The organism is Candidatus Chromulinivorax destructor (genome assembly GCF_003366055.1).
In the GTDB taxonomy this organism is placed as follows: Bacteria; Babelota; Babeliae; order Babelales; family Chromulinivoraceae; genus Chromulinivorax; species Chromulinivorax destructor.
Genome location: NZ_CP025544.1, coordinates 651,895 through 670,783, shown reverse-complemented (window position 1 = coordinate 670,783; position 18,889 = coordinate 651,895). Strand labels below are relative to the sequence as shown.

The 18,889-nt window shown below is 37.6% G+C and carries 8 protein-coding genes, 2 tRNA genes, 4 rRNA genes and 1 pseudogene; 2 read left to right on the top strand and 13 right to left on the bottom strand.

Going from position 1 to position 18,889, the window contains the following annotated elements; genetic code table 11:
• The first annotated feature begins 123 nt into the window (after positions 1-123).
• The gene (locus tag C0J27_RS03360) at positions 124-2,685 is read left to right on the top strand and encodes an ATP-dependent Clp protease ATP-binding subunit (RefSeq protein WP_115585776.1); all 2,562 of its coding nucleotides are present in this window, start codon (positions 124-126) and stop codon (positions 2,683-2,685) included.
• Between the two features lie 358 nt (positions 2,686-3,043).
• Here C0J27_RS03360 and C0J27_RS03355 read toward each other — a convergent pair whose 3' ends face one another.
• The 11 genes from C0J27_RS03355 to C0J27_RS03305 form a co-directional block, all read right to left on the bottom strand.
• Positions 3,044-3,262: a hypothetical protein gene (locus C0J27_RS03355; protein ID WP_115585775.1), complete on the bottom strand. Its 219-nt coding sequence runs from the start codon at positions 3,260-3,262 to the stop codon at positions 3,044-3,046.
• Positions 3,252-3,998 (bottom strand): ParA family protein, encoded by a 747-nt coding sequence (locus tag C0J27_RS03350; protein ID WP_115585774.1) that lies wholly within the window; start codon positions 3,996-3,998, stop codon positions 3,252-3,254. The genes C0J27_RS03355 and C0J27_RS03350 overlap by 11 nt, the downstream gene beginning before the upstream one ends.
• 357 nt (positions 3,999-4,355) lie before the next feature.
• Positions 4,356-4,470: ribosomal RNA gene (gene rrf / locus C0J27_RS03345) — 5S ribosomal RNA — on the bottom strand.
• A gap of 121 nt (positions 4,471-4,591) precedes the next feature.
• A 5S ribosomal RNA gene (gene rrf / locus C0J27_RS03340) occupies positions 4,592-4,706 on the bottom strand.
• Positions 4,707-4,794: 88 nt separating this feature from the next.
• A 23S ribosomal RNA gene (locus C0J27_RS03335) occupies positions 4,795-7,792 on the bottom strand.
• A gap of 181 nt (positions 7,793-7,973) precedes the next feature.
• Positions 7,974-8,049, bottom strand: a tRNA-Ala gene (locus C0J27_RS03330).
• Positions 8,050-8,072: 23 nt separating this feature from the next.
• Positions 8,073-8,148 (bottom strand) — tRNA-Ile (locus C0J27_RS03325).
• A gap of 81 nt (positions 8,149-8,229) precedes the next feature.
• A 16S ribosomal RNA gene (locus C0J27_RS03320) occupies positions 8,230-9,777 on the bottom strand.
• Together the 16S, 23S and 5S rRNA genes with 2 tRNA genes alongside form the textbook arrangement of a ribosomal RNA operon.
• 558 nt (positions 9,778-10,335) lie before the next feature.
• On the bottom strand, positions 10,336-10,593 hold the full coding sequence (locus tag C0J27_RS03315; RefSeq protein WP_162801771.1) for a hypothetical protein: 258 nt from the start codon (positions 10,591-10,593) through the stop codon (positions 10,336-10,338).
• 107 nt (positions 10,594-10,700) lie between these two features.
• Positions 10,701-12,470: an aspartate--tRNA ligase gene (aspS, locus tag C0J27_RS03310; RefSeq protein ID WP_252120560.1), complete on the bottom strand. Its 1,770-nt coding sequence runs from the start codon at positions 12,468-12,470 to the stop codon at positions 10,701-10,703.
• Between the two features lie 16 nt (positions 12,471-12,486).
• Complete coding sequence (locus C0J27_RS03305; RefSeq protein ID WP_115585772.1) at positions 12,487-14,322, bottom strand: hypothetical protein; 1,836 nt, start codon at positions 14,320-14,322, stop codon at positions 12,487-12,489.
• A 268-nt stretch (positions 14,323-14,590) separates the two neighbouring features.
• On the opposite strand from C0J27_RS03305, the gene C0J27_RS03300 reads away from it, so the two are divergent.
• Positions 14,591-15,451, top strand: coding sequence for a deoxyribonuclease IV (locus C0J27_RS03300; protein ID WP_115585771.1), 861 nt, complete (start codon positions 14,591-14,593; stop codon positions 15,449-15,451).
• A gap of 249 nt (positions 15,452-15,700) precedes the next feature.
• Here the strand turns inward: C0J27_RS03300 and infB are convergent, their stop codons facing one another.
• Together infB and nusA are read right to left on the bottom strand one after the other, a co-directional pair.
• Entirely contained in the window at positions 15,701-17,584 is a 1,884-nt protein-coding gene (gene infB, locus C0J27_RS03295; protein WP_115585770.1) for a translation initiation factor IF-2, read from the bottom strand.
• A gap of 18 nt (positions 17,585-17,602) precedes the next feature.
• A pseudogene (nusA, locus tag C0J27_RS03290) lies at positions 17,603-18,556 on the bottom strand (transcription termination factor NusA); the annotation flags it as partial.
• Between the last annotated feature and the right edge of the window lie 333 nt (positions 18,557-18,889).

Genomic DNA, 18,889 nt, shown 5'->3' with positions numbered 1-18,889 from the left:
TAGCAATTTAGAAAATCTTCATAGTTATTGTGTAATAAAAATAGGCCTCGACATCGCCTAAAAAATTGCTAAATTAGTTCTAAATTATTCTCATAGTACAAAAAAGGACGCGAGGAAAAATATATGAATCTTGAAAACTTCACACAATCAAGTTCTGAACTTATCAATAAAAGTATTGAATTTGCTCAAGCAAACCAGAACCCAACATTTCTACCATTGCATATTATATCTAAAAGTTTAGATAATGAATTTTGTCTTTCATTTTATCAACGATGCAATCTTTCTTTAGAAAAATTACGATCATTGGTCGAACACGAAATTAAAAAATTGCCGACTATTTCAGGTGCTCAACTTACCGCTGATCCGTCATTACAAAAATTTTTTGATGCATGTAAAAAAGAGGCAGATGCGCTTGGCGATGAGTTTATCAGCCTTGAACATTTTTTAATTGCATGGACCAACTCAAACACTCTTCCTGATGGAATATCAACATTTTTTAAAGAGCACAATTTCAATAAAACAGTAATTTTAGAACTGATGAATAAGTTACGAAAAGGAAAAAAAGTGACTGATAAAAATGCAGAAAAAGAGTACGAAATTTTAGATAAATATTGTCAAAATATCACCAAACAAGCACAACTTGGCAAACTAGATCCGGTCATCGGCCGACATGAAGAAATTCGTCGCGTCATTCAAATTTTATCTCGCAGAACAAAAAATAACCCTGTCCTTATTGGTGAACCTGGCGTAGGAAAAACTGCGGTCGTTGAAGGTATTGCACAACGAATTATTAACAATGATGTACCTGAAAGCTTAAAAGATCGTCAAATTTACTCATTGGATCTTGGATTGTTAATTGCTGGAACAAAGTATCAAGGTGAGTTTGAAGAGCGTTTAAAAGGCATTTTAAAAGCTGTTTCTGAATCACAAGATTCAATCATATTATTCATCGATGAATTACACATGCTTGTTGGCGCTGGCTCATCTGGAGGGGGTATGGATGCTTCTAATCTTTTAAAACCAGCTCTGGCTCGTGGTGAATTGCATTGTATTGGTGCAACAACCATTAAAGAATATAAAAAATATATCGAAAAAGATGCGGCACTTGAACGACGCTTTCAAAAAGTTTTAGTCTCTGAGCCAACTGTTGAAGATACTATTTCTATCTTGCGCGGGATTAAAGAAAAATATGAATTGCACCATGGAATAAAAATTACTGACCAAGCGTTAGTCAATGCAGCTCAACTATCAGCAAAAAATATTCCTGACCGTTTTTTGCCAGATAAAGCTATTGATCTTGTTGATGAAGCAGCTTCAATGGTAAAAATGGCAATCGATTCAAAACCAGAAAGTTTGGATCGTATGGAGCGAAAAATTCGACAATTAGAGATCGAAAAACTAGCTCTGGAAAAAGAAAAGAACAACGAAGCTTCTCAAAATAGACTCAAAGAACTTGATATTGAACTATCAAGTTTAAAAGAAGAGCATCAAACCCTTGCTAACCAATGGGCTACAGAGCGCGCACCCCTGGAAAAAATACGCTCAATAAAAGAAGCAATCGAGCTTGCAACCTATGCATACGAGCAAGCAGAACGAGCTGGTGACTATGCAAAAGCTTCTGAATTAAAATATGGAAAACTGGTTCAGCTACAAAAACAACTTGCTGATGAACAAGAAAAAGCTAAAAAAAATGGTTCCAATCTTATAAAAGAAGAAGTTACTGAAGATGATATTGCTTTAGTTTTATCGCGTTGGACAGGTATTCCAACAGAAAAATTAAAAAAAGGTGATACGGAAAAGCTTTTAGGCATGGAAGAAATTCTAAAAAAACGTGTTGCAGGACAAGATGAGGCTATAGAAAAAGTGGCTCAAGCTATTCAAATGCATCGTGCAGGACTAACAGATCCAAACAAACCAATAGGATCTTTCTTGTTCTTAGGGCCAACAGGTGTGGGTAAAACTGAAGTTGCAAAAACCTTAGCAGATTTTTTATTTAATGACGAACGTAAAATGATTCGCATTGATATGTCTGAATATATGGAAAAACATACCGTTTCCCGTCTTATTGGTTCACCTCCTGGCTACATTGGGCACGAAGAAGGCGGACAATTAACCGAATTAGTACGTAAAAATCCGTATAGCGTTGTTCTTTTTGATGAAATAGAAAAAGCTCATCCAGACGTATTTAACATATTTTTACAAATATTAGACGATGGACGTCTGACTGACGGGCAAGGTCGTACGATAGATTTTTCTCATACGATCATTATTATGACATCAAATATCGGTTCTCATATTATTTTAGAAGCTAAAAAAATCGATGAAAAAGTGAAACATGACATCGAAAAAGTTTTACAGCAAACATTTAGACCCGAATTTTTAAACAGAATTGATGATATCGTTTACTTTAAAATGCTTGATAAAAAAACAATTGCAGATATTACCAAAATTCATCTTGCAGGATTTCAACATAAAGTCGAAGATCTTGGAATTACCTTGAATATTCCTGATTCTGTTATAGATTTTATCGCTGACAAAGGATTTGTAGAAGAATTTGGAGCGCGTCCAATGAAGCGAGCAATAAAGCAATATTTAATAGTACCCATATCACAATATATTTTAAAGCATCCAGAAGCTAAAAATATTTCTACTGACGTCAAAAATGATATGATCATTATTAACTAATGCGCTAAATAAAAAAGGCCGGTTTTAAAAACTGGCCTTTTTTAGGGTATTTTATTTTTTACCATACAACAATACAACAACATAGAGAGATTTTCATCGTATAATAAATCTAAACGGCAGCAAAACTTTATGGTTTTATTGTTATATTTTTTACAATATTTTCAACTTTTCAACTCTTGAAAAATATCACTCAGCTCACTTTTTGATTCAAAATCAGCCAATATGATCTTAATAGCTTTTTCGACGATCAAAGTTTTGGTAATTCTTTGCTCCCCTTTTAATTTTCTCCGCAATTTTATCCATGCATCTTCAAGTTCTATTAAAATTTCTTGTGATAAATTAAACGTAGTTTTTTCTTTTACTGCAAGCTGGATAGCTTTTTTACTGTTTTATTGCTTGCAGGTTCTATTTCTTTAAGATCTTCCTTTAAAGAAATCATTTCTTGCTGCTCACGTAACACTGTTTTATTGCTATCAATATTAACATTTTGCATGTTTGCCGGTTCTGTTGCAATCAAAGATGATTGATTCAACATTAAATTAGACATAATATCTGGAGTGCTTTTTCTATTTTTCATCAGAAATAATCCTTTCTACAAATTTTTTATAGTCTTGGGCGCCTGTCGAATTTGGACTATATTCGAAAATTGTTTGCCCAAAACCAGCAGATTCTGAAATTCGAACGTTATATTTAATAACATCACACAGTTTTACTGGGAAATAACCTTTTAGTTGTTGTAAAATTTCTGATGATTTTTTGACTCGCAAATCATAAAAAGTTGGTAAAACGTAAGAATGATTCAAATCTTTGTTAAATTTTTTAACAGATTCTAGTCGATTTACAAATTCTGCAAGAGAATTAATGGTTAAAGCTTCAAGCGAAACTGGCGTTAACACTTCAGTAGCATAAAATAATGTATTAATAGTTAAAGGATCCCATGCAGGAGATGTATCTAAAATAATATAATCAAATTGATCTTCAATTGGTTTTAAAACTTCGCTTAAAGTTTGTTCTGCCCCATAATCTTTTCTGCCAATCTCTCTTTTTGCTGCTGATAAAGACTTTCCACCAGCAAGAATAGATAAATTTGGTCGAGCTAAAAATATTGCTTGCGATGCTAATAAATTTTGGCATAAAACTTCTGCAAGTCCAGTCGGTGGATTTACACCTAATAAAAAACTATCTTGGCCTTGATCATCAGTATCAACCAATAAAACTTTTTTACCAGCAATTGCTAAACCATGAGCTAAACTTACTGCAACGGTACTTTTTCCAACTCCGCCTTTAGATAAAGAGACTGCTATTTTTCTCACAAAAACTCCTTTATTGTTATATTGCTAACCTTGTAACAACAGAACAATATTGAAAATAATACAACCTATAAATCAAGAGTTTTGTTATTTTTCACTAAAAAACAATAAAACATGCTGTATAGATATATGGTTTTTTAGAAATAAAAGCAAATAATTATCTATAAAACTCTCTTTAGATTTTATAGAACAAATAATTTAGATTATTTTAAATTCACGATATAACAAACAAAAAGACAATATCCCTATAGATATATCAAAAAAAATATAATTTTGCATAAAAAATAGCTACTATTTTAAAAAAAGACGAAAAAAAAGAGCCCTATATTTCTATGGAGCTCTTTTTTATGTAATTTATAATCCCGGCGCTATCTACTTTTCCAGGCCGTCTCCAGCCAAGTATCATCGACGCTTTGAACTTTACTACCGTATTCGAGATGGGAACGGGTGTTACCCCAAAGCTATACGCACCGGAAATTTTTGATAATCAAACTTTTGAGCATGTGTGTTTTAAAATATTGTGTAAATGTATGCTGAATGGATGATTGAAAGAAAGAAGGACTTCATATTTTGAGGTATGAAGTCCTAAAATTTAATCCTGGCGCTATCTACTTTCCCAGGCCGTCTCCAGCCAAGTATCATCGACGCTTTGAACTTTACTACCGTATTCGAGATGGGAACGGGTGTTGCCCCAAAGCTATACGCACCAGAAATTTTTAATAATTTTTTTCTTGGATGCTTTGAAATATTTGTAAATGTTGTTGTTAAATAACTACACGTCTTTAGCTTTTTTTATAGATTGGCTAAAACATTCGATTTATTAGTACTGGTTAGCTGAACACATTACTGTGCTTACACATCCAGCCTATCAACCTTGTAGTCTACAAGGAATCTTAATGTTATAGTCTTGCGACTATAACGGGGTATCTTATCTTGAGACGAGTTTCCCACTTAGATGCTTTCAGCGGTTATCTCTTACAAACCTAGCTACCCAGCGTTGCTCTTGGGGAACAACTGGAACACCAGAGGTTTGCCCATTCCGGTCCTCTCGTACTAGGAACAGCCTCTCTCAAATACCCTACGCCCACGACAGATAAGGACCGAACTGTCTTACGACGTTCTGAACCCAGCTCACGTACCGCTTTAATTGGCGAACAGCCAAACCCTTGGGACCTTCTTCAGCCCCAGGATGCGATGAGCCGACATCGAGGTGCCAAACCTCCTCGTCGATATGAACTCTCAGAAGAGATTAGCCTGTTATCCCCGGCGTACCTTTTATCCATTTAGCAATGGCCCTTCCATACAGAACCACTGGATCACTAAATCCTGCTTTCGCACCTGCTCGACCTGTATGTCTTGCAGTCAAGCTCCCTTATACTTTTGCGCTCTACAGACGATTTCTATTCGTCATGAGGGAACCTTTGAATGCCTCCGTTACAATTTAGGAGGCGACCACCCCAGTCAAACTACCCACCAGACAATGTCCTTTATCCGGATTACGGAAATTTAAAGTTAGATCTTCGAACGAATAAGGGCGGTATTTCAAGGATGACTCCACTACAGCTGGCGCCATAGTATCACAGTCTCCCGCCTATCCTACACGAACCTATCCAAAGATCAATGTCAAGTTATAGTAAAGGTGCACGGGGTCTTTCCGTCCAGTCGCGGGTATCCGGCATTTTCACCGGAACTACAATTTCACTGAGTCTATCATCAAGACAGCGTCCAACTCGTTACACCATTCATGCGCGTCGGAACTTACCCGACAAGGTACTTCGCTACCTTAGGACCGTTATAGTTACGGCCGCCGTTTACTGGGGCTTCGATTCTGAGCTTCTCCTTACGGATAACCCATCCTGTTAACCTTCCAGCACTGGGCAGGTGTCAGACTCTATACTTCCTCTTACGAGTTTGCAGAGCCCTGTGTTTTTGCTAAACAGTCGGTTGGTCCATTTTATTGAAACCTGCAAGCGCTTTCACGCCGCAGGCACCCCTTCTCCCGAAGTTACGGGGCTATTTTGCCGAGTTCCTTAATGATAGTTATCTCAACGCCTGAGTATACTCTACCCATCTACCTGTGTCAGTTTGCGGTACGGTCGCTAATAAAGCTCGCTAGAGGTTTTTCTAGTCAGCGTAGGATCAGCTGAACACACATCTCCACTAGGGATCAGAATGCCCATAACACTTCAAATCAACGATCTTGCGGATTTGCCAACAAGACCTATCTTTGTGCTTAGATTGACATCCATACATCAATTCAGCCTACCTTCCTGCGTCACCCCATCACTCAAACGCTTTTTAGCGGTACAGGAATATTTAACCTGTTTCCCATCGTCTACTCCAATTGGCCTCGACTTAGGGGCCGACTAACCCTGAGTGGATAATCCGATCTCACGGAAACCTTAGATTTTCGGCGAATAGGAATCTCACCTATTTTTTCGTTACTTATGCCAACATTCTCACTTCATTGATCACGGCACCTGTCCTTACGGTCAAGCTTGTATCTATCAATGAACGCTCCCCTACCCCTGCACAGTAAAGTGCAAGTCGCAAATTCGGTGATTCGTTTGAGCCCCGTTTATTTTCAGCGCAGAAACACTTGACCAGTGAGCTATTACGCTTTCTTTAAAGGATGGCTGCTTCTAAGCCAACCTCCTGGCTGTCAGTGCGTCTCCACTTCTTTTCACACTTAACGAATACTTAGGGACCTTATTTAACGATCTGGGCTGTTTCCCTCTCGACCATGGAACTTATCTCCCACAGTCTGACTCCTGCGTTCTAAAATTATAGTATTCAGAGTTAGTAAAGACCTGGTAATCGTGAAGACCCCAAAATCTCAACTGTGCTTTACCCCTATAATTCATCGCGCAAGGCTATACCTAAATATATTTCGGGGAGAACCAGCTATTTCCAAGTTTGATTAGCCTTTCACCCCTTTCCACACCTCATCCGAGCAGTTTTCAGCCTACACCGGTTCGGACCTCCATTTTATTTTACTAAAACTTCATCCTGGACATGGAAAGCTCACTTGGTTTCGGGTCTATCCCATGTTACTAAACGCCCTATTCAGACTCGCTTTCGCTACGACTTCGTTCTTTCTAAACTTAATCTTGCAACATAGGAATAACTCGTTGGCTCATTATGCAAAAGGCACATGGTTGCGCGTACGTATACATCGCTTCCACAGATTATAGACATTTGGTTTCAGTTTCTATTTCACTCCCCTCCCGGGGTTCTTTTCACCTTTCCCTCACGGTACTTGTTCACTATCGGTCATCAGGTAGTATTTAGCCTTATCCAATGGTCTGGACTGATTCTCACGGGATTACACGTGTCCCATGATACTCGGGATATATAATCTTGTTTTGCATAGGCCTTCGTCTACAAGGCTGTCACTTTCTATGGCCGCCCTTTCCAGAGCTGTTCTACTGACGTATGCAACCACAAGCCGAAATTTGTATCTTTCGGACATATATTCCCACTACCCCCACATCACAACGCATACAAGCTTTAACATGACATGGGTTTAGGCTCTTCCCATTTCGCTCACCACTACTACGGGAATCATATTCATTTTCTTTTCCTGGCACTACTTAGATGTTTCAGTTCATGCCGTTCGCTTCTTTACCCTATATATTCAGATAAAGATTTCTTGGGATTGCCAAGAAGGGTTTCCCCATTCGGAAATCTTCGGATCAAAGCTCATTTGCCAGCTCCCCGAAGCTTATCGCAGGCTATAACGTCCTTCATCGCCTCCTGATACCAAGGCATCCACCAAATGCCCTTTTCAATTAGTCAAAATTTATTATACAATATTAAATATTATACAAACTAAAGCGACTCGATATTTTACTATCTAAGTCGAAATTGTAGTTACCCTTAACTACATTTACAAATATTTCAAAGATCACAAGAAAATTTTTTATACTCCATTTACCAACACGAACGTCTTTTACTAATTTCATAAGAATTTTTAATTGGTGGAGATGAGCGGAGTCGAACCGCTGACCCTCCGCTTGCAAAGCGGATGCTCTACCAACTGAGCTACATCCCCTTACACTGACACCTATAATCAAATGGTGGGCCTAAGTCGACTCGAACGACTGACCTCTCCGTTATCAGCAGAGCGCTCTACCACCTGAGCTATAGGCCCAGAAAAGTTTAGTACCAAGTTTAGAATTTTTTGTTAAATTTTTGCACACCAATATAAAAACAAACTGTTTTATCTCCCTCGAAAGGAGGTGATCCAGCCGCAGGTTCTCCTACAGCTACCTTGTTACGACTTCACCCCAATCGCTTCCCTTACCATAGTCATCCGCCTCCATAAATGGTTAGCTAAGATGCCTTCGGGTATGAAAAACTCTCATGGTGTGACGGGCGGTGTGTACAAGGTCCGAGAACGAATTCACCGCGCCGTTCTGATGCGCGATTACTAGCGATTTCAACTTCATGAGGTCGAGTTGCAGACCTCAATCCGAACTTAGATCGGCTTTAAGAGATTAGCTTACTATTACTAGTTTGCAACTCTCTGTACCGACCATTGTAACACGTGTGTAGCCCTAGGCATAAGGACCATGATGACTTGACGTCGTTCCCACCTTCCTCCTGGTTTCCCAGGCAGTCCCGCTAGAGTGCTTCCTTACGGAATAGCAACTAACGGTAGGAGTTGCGCTCGTTAGAGGACTTAACCAAACATCTCACGACACGAGCTGACGACAGCCATGCAGCACCTGTGCAATTGTCTAAACCGAAGTCTAGAAAGCTACGTTTCTGCAGCAGTCAAAAGCATGTCAAGCCTAGGTAAGGTTTCTCGCGTAGTGACGAATTAAACCACATGTTCCACCGCTTGTGCGGACCCCCGTCAATTCCTTTGAGTTTTAATCTTGCGACCGTAGTCCCCAGGTGGATCACTTATCGCGTTAGCTGCGACACTAAGCCTGCAAGCAAGCCTAACGTCTAGTGATCATCGTTTACAGCGTGGACTACCAGGGTATCTAATCCTGTTTGCTCCCCACGCTTTCGTACCTCAACGTCAGAAATGAGCCAAGAAGCTGCCTTCGCCATCGGTGTTCCTCTCGAGATCTACGCATTTTACCGCTACTCCGAGAATTCCACTTCTCTCTCTCATCCTCTAGCTTATTAGTTTTAACCGCCTACCCCCAGTTAAGCTGGGGAATTTAACAATTAACTTAATATGCCGTCTACGTACCCTTTACACCCAGTAATTCCGAATAACGTTTGCACCCCTCGTATTACCGCGGCTGCTGGCACGAAGTTAGCCGGTGCTTTCTCTAGTGGTACCATCATCTCTCGCTTTTATTTGAAGCGATTCTTTTTTCCCACTTAACAGAAGTTTACAATCCTAAGACCTTCATCCTTCACGCGGTGTCGCTGCATCAGGCTTTCGCCCATTGTGCAATATTCCTCACTGCTGCCTCCCGTAGGAGTCTGGACCGTTTCTCAGTTCCAATGTGGCCGTTCACCCTCTCAGGCCGGCTATCCATCATCGCCTTGGTAGGCCTTTACCCCACCAACTAGCTAATAGAACGCAAGTTCATCTTTCAGCGACAGCCTAAGCCATCTTTCTCCGTCATGTTAATGACGGACGTATGCAGTATTAACCTTAATTTCTCAAGGGTATCCTTCACTTAAAGGCAGATCCTCACGCGTTACTCACCCGTTCGCCGCTTTACTCATCTCCGAAGAGACTCTCTCGCTCGACTTGCATGTGTTAAGCACACCGCCAACGTTCATTCTGAGCCAGGATCAAACTCTTCATCACAAAATTTTCTGTGATATTTTAAAATTGACAAAAAATCCTAAACTTGGAAATTTTATTACCAAATTTCTTATGAAATTTCAAAGATAAATTTAAGCTCTAACTCGAAAGGTAACCAAACCTCCGAACCAGAGAAACTATCATACAACAAATGAAAGAGAATTGCAAAGAAAACTTTTTAATTTCAGACACATGATTCTTTCGACTTACAGACCCTAAAAAGAGCTATAAAACCGATCGACTGCATTTTTGTTTTCAAACTTAAACCATGATTGCCATGTGAAATAAGATTACACCAGATAAAAACAAATTGCAAACTTTTTTTAAAACTTTTTAATTTATTTTTACGCCCTTAAAAGAACCTCTCAATGAGTTGATTGCTTTTAATTGGTGATTGCTGCTTTCAAACTTAAATCATGTTTAAATAATAACCTGAACAACTAACATTGTCAACAAGAAATTGACATAATTTTTTATATAAATTTATAGTATATATGTAAATAAAATAGCGATTTATTTTAAAAATGCAAGGTTTATTTACATATATACTGCATTCAAATATTACTTATCTTTTTTAACATTTTGATTTGAAATACATCCACAAAATTTAGCAGTCCAAGACTTTTGAGCTTTGTTGTTTTTGTCTTTTCGTGCTTTTTTTCTCATAGCCAATTCTTCATCAGACATTGGAGGATATGTTCCTGCTCCTCCTTCAATACATCTATCTCCACCCAAATCATAATTTTCATACAAAGAAGAAGAAGAAGATTTTTCCATCGACTCTAAATTAACAGAGTTTAAAAAAATAAATAGAAACATATAGCTCAACATGCAGTTCATCATAAACCTTATTTTTATACTCTTAAGTGTTTTTTATGAGAAAGAAGTTTTGTACAACATACAAAACTTCTTTCTCTTTTTTAATATTACTTATTTTTCTTTGGTAAGTACTTCAATCGATATAATTCTAATTTTTGCTCTTCAACTTCAGAAGGCGCCTTCATCATTGGATCATAACCGCGTTGATTCTTAGGAAATGCAATAACTTCGCGAATTGATTTTGAGCCTGTTAGCAACATAACAAAACGATCAATTCCAATTGCAATACCACCAAGAGGCGGATAGCCAAGCTCTTGAGACTCTAATAAAAAGTCAAAATAATTTTGAGCAACTTCGTCCGTCATACCGATCATGTTGAATATTTTCTTCTGAATAACAGAATCATGAATACGAATTGATCCACCACCAAGCTCTACACCATTTAATACAATGTCATACGCTCGAGCTTTAATGTCTTTTTGTTCTAAATTCTCCCAACCTGCTTGAGGCGATGTAAACGGATGATGCTTTGAGTACCAGCGCTTATCATCTTTGTTGTATTCAAACATAGGAAAATCTACGACCCAAGAAAAATTTAATTCATGTTCTGGGATAATTTTTAAATCCTGTGCAAGCTCTAAACGAAGACGACCGAGCAGGGTCCATGCATCCTCATACTCACCAGCAATCAAGAAAATTGTGTCGCCAGCCTGCAACGTAGGGCAAATTTCTTTAACTTGTTCAAAGAAGTTATCTGGTAGAAAATTAGAAACAGGAGATTCATGCTTGCAATCTTCATTAAAGCGTATCCACAATAACCCTTTTGCTCCAAATTTAACTGCCGCATCAACCCACGCTAACAATTCTGATCGAGAGTAAACTTTCCCGCTCACATGCAAACCACCAACTTTACCACCATTTGCAACAACTGTTTTTAAAAATTTCAATTCAGTGTTAATAAATAATGATGAAAAATCTTGAATTTTTAAATCAAATCGCAAATCAGGTTTATCTGATCCAAAATTTGAAAAGGCGTAATCGTAGCTAATCCGCTTAAATGGAATTTGCACATCAATGTTTGAAACTTTTTTAAGCAATGTTTTGATGTAGTTATCAATAACGCCAATAATGTCATCTTCTTCAATGAACGACATCTCTAAATCAAGTTGTGTAAACTCTGGTTGACGATCAGCCCGTAAATCTTCATCCCGAAAACAACGAGCTATTTGCATGTACTTATCAAAACCGGCTGCCATCAATAGTTGCTTGTACATTTGTGGTGATTGGGGCAATGAATAAAAATTATGTTCATGAACGCGTGAAGGGACAATAAACTCACGAGCCCCTTCCATGGTGTTTTTTGTTAAAATTGGAGTTTCAACATCAATAAAACCATCTTTATGAAAAAATTCTCGTGTAGTAAAAAGAATATCATTACGCAGTTGCAATTTTTTTTGCATCTCAGGACGACGAAGATCTAAATAGCGGTATTTTAAACGAGTGTCTTCATCAGCAAGATCTTCATCTAAAGCAAACGGAAGAGCTTTAGACTTATTCAAAATAGTTAAGCTTGTAACTTGTAGTTCAAATTCACCTGTAGCAATATTTTTATTAATCAACTTGTCATCTCGTCGAATGACTTTACCTTTAACTAAAATAACAAATTCACTACGCAATTCATGAGCTGTTGCATGAGCTTGCTTATCAAAATCAGGATTAAAAACAATTTGCATAATACCGGCTCTATCACGAAGATCAACAAAAATTAATCCTCCATGGTCACGGCGCTTATTAACCCAACCAGCTAAAGTAACTTCCTGATGCAAATATTGTTCTGTTATTAATCCACAATACGTAGTTCGCTTCATATTTGTCATAATACTCACTTTTTATTTAAAATTTATACGCCATAAAGAAGTTTAAAACATATGCAGTGTTGCTTCCAAGCTTACCGCCTCTCAACTGCAAACCAGCAAATTGTTTGTACTGAGTCCCTGGAATCATCAAACCAACATATCCACCAATATTTATACACTCTTTTAAAGTTGCTTCAAGTTCTAAACTCAATGCCGTTCCTAATGCGTGCGAAGCTACAGTAACTCCATCTGCAAGATAAGGTGCTTGTACCATCCAATAATAAATTGCAACTGGCTTTAGTAAAAGCTTTTGATCTTTAAATTTATCAGGCTTAATTTCAAATGCGGTTCCTGTATAAGCAAGATTAGTAAACTTATCTGTCAACGTTGCAACCCCAGTGATACGAGACGGTGCATTAATATCAGATGGACTTATAGTCGGATTCATAACCGTAAAACGAGGTACGCCTGTGTTTAACATAACAAGATGCTGAATTCTTTTTCCTGAGTAAACTGACTGAATTGGAACATACCCATTAAAATCTCGGTGCATTAACTCTTTTTGATCTAACCCAGTAATGTCATATAAATCATCAAGCTGCCCTGAAACATATCCGACATCTCCACACCATTTCAGTTGTCCATCAAGAAAACTGTAAGAAAAATCAGTTACAAAGAAATAACCGTGATAAAATTGAGCTTGGGCAGGACGGAACCTATCATTAGCATTATATAAACCACTTGTGCCAATTTGTTGACCGTTTTGCAAATAGCCTTCTGGCAAAGAATCTACAACAGCTTGGTTGGCTGTTGTAGCATAAGCAAGAGTTGTTAAACCAGCATCTGAGTAAACCTTTGTATAACGGAAACTTGCATCGCCATTATTATTAATAAGCGTTGTTAGATTTCTATCCCAAGCTTTAATCTCTGTCTGTCCACCCTGAAAAGCACCTTCAAAGCCCCACTCAAAATTACCAACTTTAAATTCAACAGCAGTCCCAATTCCATATAGCTGACTGTCTGTATCGGCTACAAACTCTAATGTTTGATCAGGCGAAACATGCATATAAAGATAAGGGTTAACATTTAACTTACAATCATTTAAATCGATCGCATTCCAATTTAAAGAAACTGAACCAAACCATACTCCACGATTTGGACCGCGTGTTTGATCTTGAAACGGCAAAGAGCTTATTTCCATAGCTCTAATCTTTTCAGCATTTTCTCTTAATGATCCATTAGGATTTGCAAGTAAAGCAAAGTAAGCGTCCATAGAAACACTATCATGAAACAGGTCTGTATGAAAAATACCACCTGAAGCAAATTGGTCAATAGAGAATCGAGGATCAAGACCTAAAAAGCCGCCTGAATTATAAGCAGCCCCTAAAGCGATACCGCGACCAAGTTCGTAAGGAAAACTTCCAAACTTTAAGTAATGAGTCGCTCCATCTTCATTTTCATCTAAAGAAATCTTCATAGATAATTCACGCAAAAACAACAATGTCTTTTGTGTACTTGCTGATGGAATATCAAAAGATGTACCAGCTATTGATAAAGAAACGGGAGCTGTTTTAACCAAGGCCGCTGTTCCAACGTCATAACGAAAACGTCCAGTTCCTTTGATCTCAACTTTAGGATTCTTTTTAAGATCCCCATACTGAGCTAAAAAGTTACCATCAAGCGTTGTACGATATCTAAACGCCGCATCATTAGCTATGGTATTATTAAGGTACGTCATAAAATGGTTTGCATACATCTCTTTTGTTAACTTACCAGCCATCTTGATAGATTGATTGGATGAAGAAGATTGTAAAAATGCAAATGTCGATAGCAATAAAGCTGCTATCAGCTGATTAAGTCGAAAAAATTTCATGAAAATCCCGAAAACGAAAGGACAGAATATTGTCAATTGTATAATAGCGTATCATAGCTATTTTCTATAAAATAACGACTATTGTCAAATTTATCAAATGAACTCTTGATATCAAATTGCTATTTTTTATATTCTATATGATTTTTGTTGTAATAATTTTTCTATATTAAATTTCGCGAGAAATCACAATAGCCGGAGTAAAAAAACTAGCGCAGCAAATTGAAAGGGTTATAATGTACAAAAACATATAAAACAACGACTGGATTTTATGAACAATCACACTCACTTGCTAGGTGCACACCTCTCAGTCTCAGGTGGCTTTTTCAACGCTATTGAAAACGGGTCAAAAATTGGCTGTACAGCTATTCAAATTTTTACAAAAAGCAATCGTCAGTGGGCATCAAAAAAAATCAGCCAAAGCGAAGCTGAGCTTTTTATTAAAACAAAAAGAAATTCTCCCATTAAAATGGTTATAGCACACGCTTCATACCTCATTAACTTAGGTTCATCGACAGTAGGAGTTCAAGAGCGATCATACCACGCGTTAGTCGATGAAATTAATAGATGTCATGAACTTGAAATACCATACCTTGTTTTGCATCCAGGAACATCTGAAAAAGACAGTCAAGAGGCGACTCTTGAATTAATTGGTGATTATATAGACAAATCACTAAAAGAAACTCCAGGGTCTTTAACAACCGTGCTTATTGAAACAATGGCAGGCCAAGGTCGAAGCATTGGACACACCTTTGAACAAATTGCAAAAATAATAAGTAGAATAGAGGACAAAAATAGAATTGGGGTCTGCTTTGACACATGCCACACATTTGCAGCAGGCTACGATTTCACATCAGCCGAAAAATATGAAAAAACGTTTGCTCATTTCGACGCAACCATAGGATTAAAATTCCTTAAAGCCTTTCACATTAACGACTCAAAAAAAGAATTAAACTCTCATGTAGACAGGCATGAAAACATAGGGGATGGATTAATAAACATTCAAGCTTTTATGATGATTGTAAATGATGCACGCTTTTTAAACGTACCTAAAATATTAGAGACTCCACACTCAGAAGACCTTGAAAACGATAAAAGAAATCTGGAAAAGCTGGCAAGCCTTTTAAAATAAAAAACGAAGTGAGAAGACTATTTTATATAGTTTTTCACTTCGTTAATAAGCAGTTCTCAAACCATACTACCTAAATACTTTTTCAAATATTCTACAGCAAGAGATCTACAAACAAATTTATAAGATTCGTCAAAAAAGTAAAAACTTTATAAACTGACAAAAAAGCAACAACAAAAAACCCCCTTCTAGAAGGGGGTTTTCGTTTATTTTAACGCCTTAGCGCAACACAATGCAACAAAAAGCAACAAGTTAATCTTTCTTTTCTTCTCTGCTAAAACAGATTACTTCGTCGCCCATTTTCCAGCTTTCGAAAGTGTCAATTCTAAAGGCACAGTCAAAACCTTCTGGAGCTGTATCAACCGCTCTTTTATCTTTCTGAAGACTCTTAATTATACCTTCACCTATTTTTTTGCTATTTCTATAGATAGCAACAAATTGACCTTTTTTCAATGCGCCTTCATGAACTCCAGCACCAGCAATAATAGAGGAGTTAACTTTGAATATTGCTTTAACAATAGCTTTGCCTAACTGAGTCTCAATATACTCAGGTTTTTTGGTTTTAAGAACAGCTTCGCGAGCATCATCAAGTAACTTGTAAATAATATTGTAAATATTAACTTGAACCTCGCTCTTTAAAGCCGCTGCATTACGCTCAACTTTAACATCTAAACCATAAATAAGAGCATGAGCTTGTTCTGCAAATTCAATATCTCTCTCATTAATATCGCCTACACCAGAAGAAATAACACGAATAGGAAGTGCTCTGTTAACAGTAATTGCTTGTAATGACTGAACGACAGCATCAAGTGATGAAAACGATCCAACCTTAACAATTACATTTATTGCCGCCTGAGAAGCATCATAAAGCTGCTTTACTTGAACATCTTTCTCAACTTCTGACTGATGTTTTTTAACCTCTTTTTGGGATGATGCCTGTAACAAATCACCTGCTTTAGGAAAATCATAAAACCCTGAAACCAAAACTGGCTTTGAGGGCCCAACTGACTTCAAAGATTTACCTGTCCCATCAACAATTGAATTGACTCGACCATCGACTTTTCCACATATAAAGAAGTCGCCAACAGAAAGAGTTCCGCAATGTAAAAGCAGTGAAGCAACAGCTCCTCTTCCTTTTTGAATTTGCGACTCTAAAACATATCCTCGCGCAGCAACTGCAGAACTTGTTACTAAATCAAGCATATCTGCTTGCAAAGCTAAAAGCTCTATTAACTCATCAACTCCAGCACCAGTCTTTGCAGATATAAGTGCATACGGAGTTTCTCCGCCCCACTCATCTGACAACAAACCGTACTGAGAAAGCTCACGCTTAACAGTTTCGATTCTAAGCGAATCAACTTTATCAATTTTATTAATAACAACAACTATCGGTGCTTTTAAAGATTGAGCAGCCTTGATAGATTCGATTGTTTGAGGTCTTACGCCGTCATCAGCCGCAACAACAAGAGCTACAACGTCAGCAACGCTCACGCCTCGTTCGCGCATAACAGAAAAGGCTTCATGTCCAGGAGTGTCAAGAAACACAACATTTCCATGATTAGTTGGGACGCTGTATGCACCTAAGTGCTGAGTAATTCCACCAGCTTCTCCTAAAGCAACTTTTGTCTTGCGAATGTAATCCAACAACGTTGTTTTTCCATGATCAACGTGACCAACAATAACAACAACTGGATCTCTTTTTTCTTGAACAACTTGCTCTTTTTGAAGCGACTCTTTTACAACATTACTCTTATTAACAGTATCTTTAACTGTATCAACAAGTGTTGCGCCATACTCTTTTGCAACTATAGCAAGAACATCGCGAGGAAGAAGTTTATTTATGTTTGCCACGATACCACGCTTTAACAGCAAAACAATAACCTCGCTTGCAGGACGACCTAGACGTTGTGCTAGATCCCCAAGCGACACTTCCTTGTCTTCAATGTCAACATTTACGTGAGCAGTCTGAACTGGCTCTTTAACAGCTCCAATATGGAAACGCTTTTTAAGAAATGAAATATGAGAATCTGTCAGCATGAATTCTGCATCAGCTCGACGAACGCCTCGTTCTTTAAGTAGCTCAACAATGTCTTTTACAGCGACATCAAACTTTTTCGAAAACTCATATATGCGCATTCAGAAACCCTACTCGTACTAATTATTTTCATTATTTTCAACATCCTGACCATCAGAAAACGAAATCGAATCGTCTGAAGATGATGAAGATGATATCAAGTGGATATTTAAATTAAGCAACTCAGCTGCAAGGCTGATATTTTGCCCCATTTTACCAATTGCAAAAGCGCGCTGATCCTCACTTAGCCAAACCTTTGCTTCCTGGTCAACGATTTCAACTTTATTAACCTCTGCAGGTCTTAAAGCATTCTTAACGAGCTCTTCTTTTGAATTAACCCATGAAATGACATCGATTTTTTCACTAAAAAGTTCTTTAAGAATAGGCTTTATTCTTCCGCCACCAACACCCACACACGTCCCAACAGGATCAATGTTAAGATCATGAGATGCAACAACTATTTTTGATTTGTATCCAGCTTTTCTTGCAACAGCTTTGACCTCAATTAATTTGTCATAAATCTCAGGAATCTCTAGCTCTAAAAGCTTGACTAGGAAATCACCAGACGCTCTGTCAAGGATTAACTGGCCCCCACTTCTAAAATCAGAGTAAACATCCTTCAAAAGAGCTTTAATTGGTCTGCCCGCAACATGCTTTTCTCCGGGAATTGAGCATGATCGAGGCAAAAAAGCTAGTGTATCACGAAGCATAACCGTTGTTCCACTGTGCTCGCATTTGTGCACAGTACCATGAACAATAGTGCCTTTTTTGTCTATAAATTCATTGTAGACAGTAAGCGCCTCAACATCTCTAATTTTTGATGCTATTACCTGTTTTGCTTTTAAAATTTCCACTCTGCCAATTGTTCCTTCAAAGGGAATCCACATTGTCTCGTCAAGTTGAATGCCTTTTTTAAAGAACCGAGCTTTTCTAATGCTTATTTGTGTCAGTTCATTTTCGGTTTCAGAGACAACAGTCTTTTCGATTTCGACAATAACGGCTCCTGCCTTATCAAAATCAATGCGCAAGATGGCCTCAGGGTATTTTTTAAATACGCAGCTAAGATACCTTCTTTGATAATTTCGTTGAGATCAGATTTTTTCAAACCTTTTTCATCAACAAGTTCAGATATTACGTTATGTAACATAGTTTAAATATTTCTTAGGGCTATTAATAATTTATAACAATTTGTATACAAGCAGAATACCAGAAAAATGGGAAAAAGAAAAGGATCACCGTTTTTACTGTATCTTCGTGTTTGAACATGTATATCATATTATATATATTTATAAAGTAATAATAGTAATAGGTAAGGCTCATTTATGTGGATAACTTTATTTTAGTGATCAAAAAGCCTTTGTGTTAGG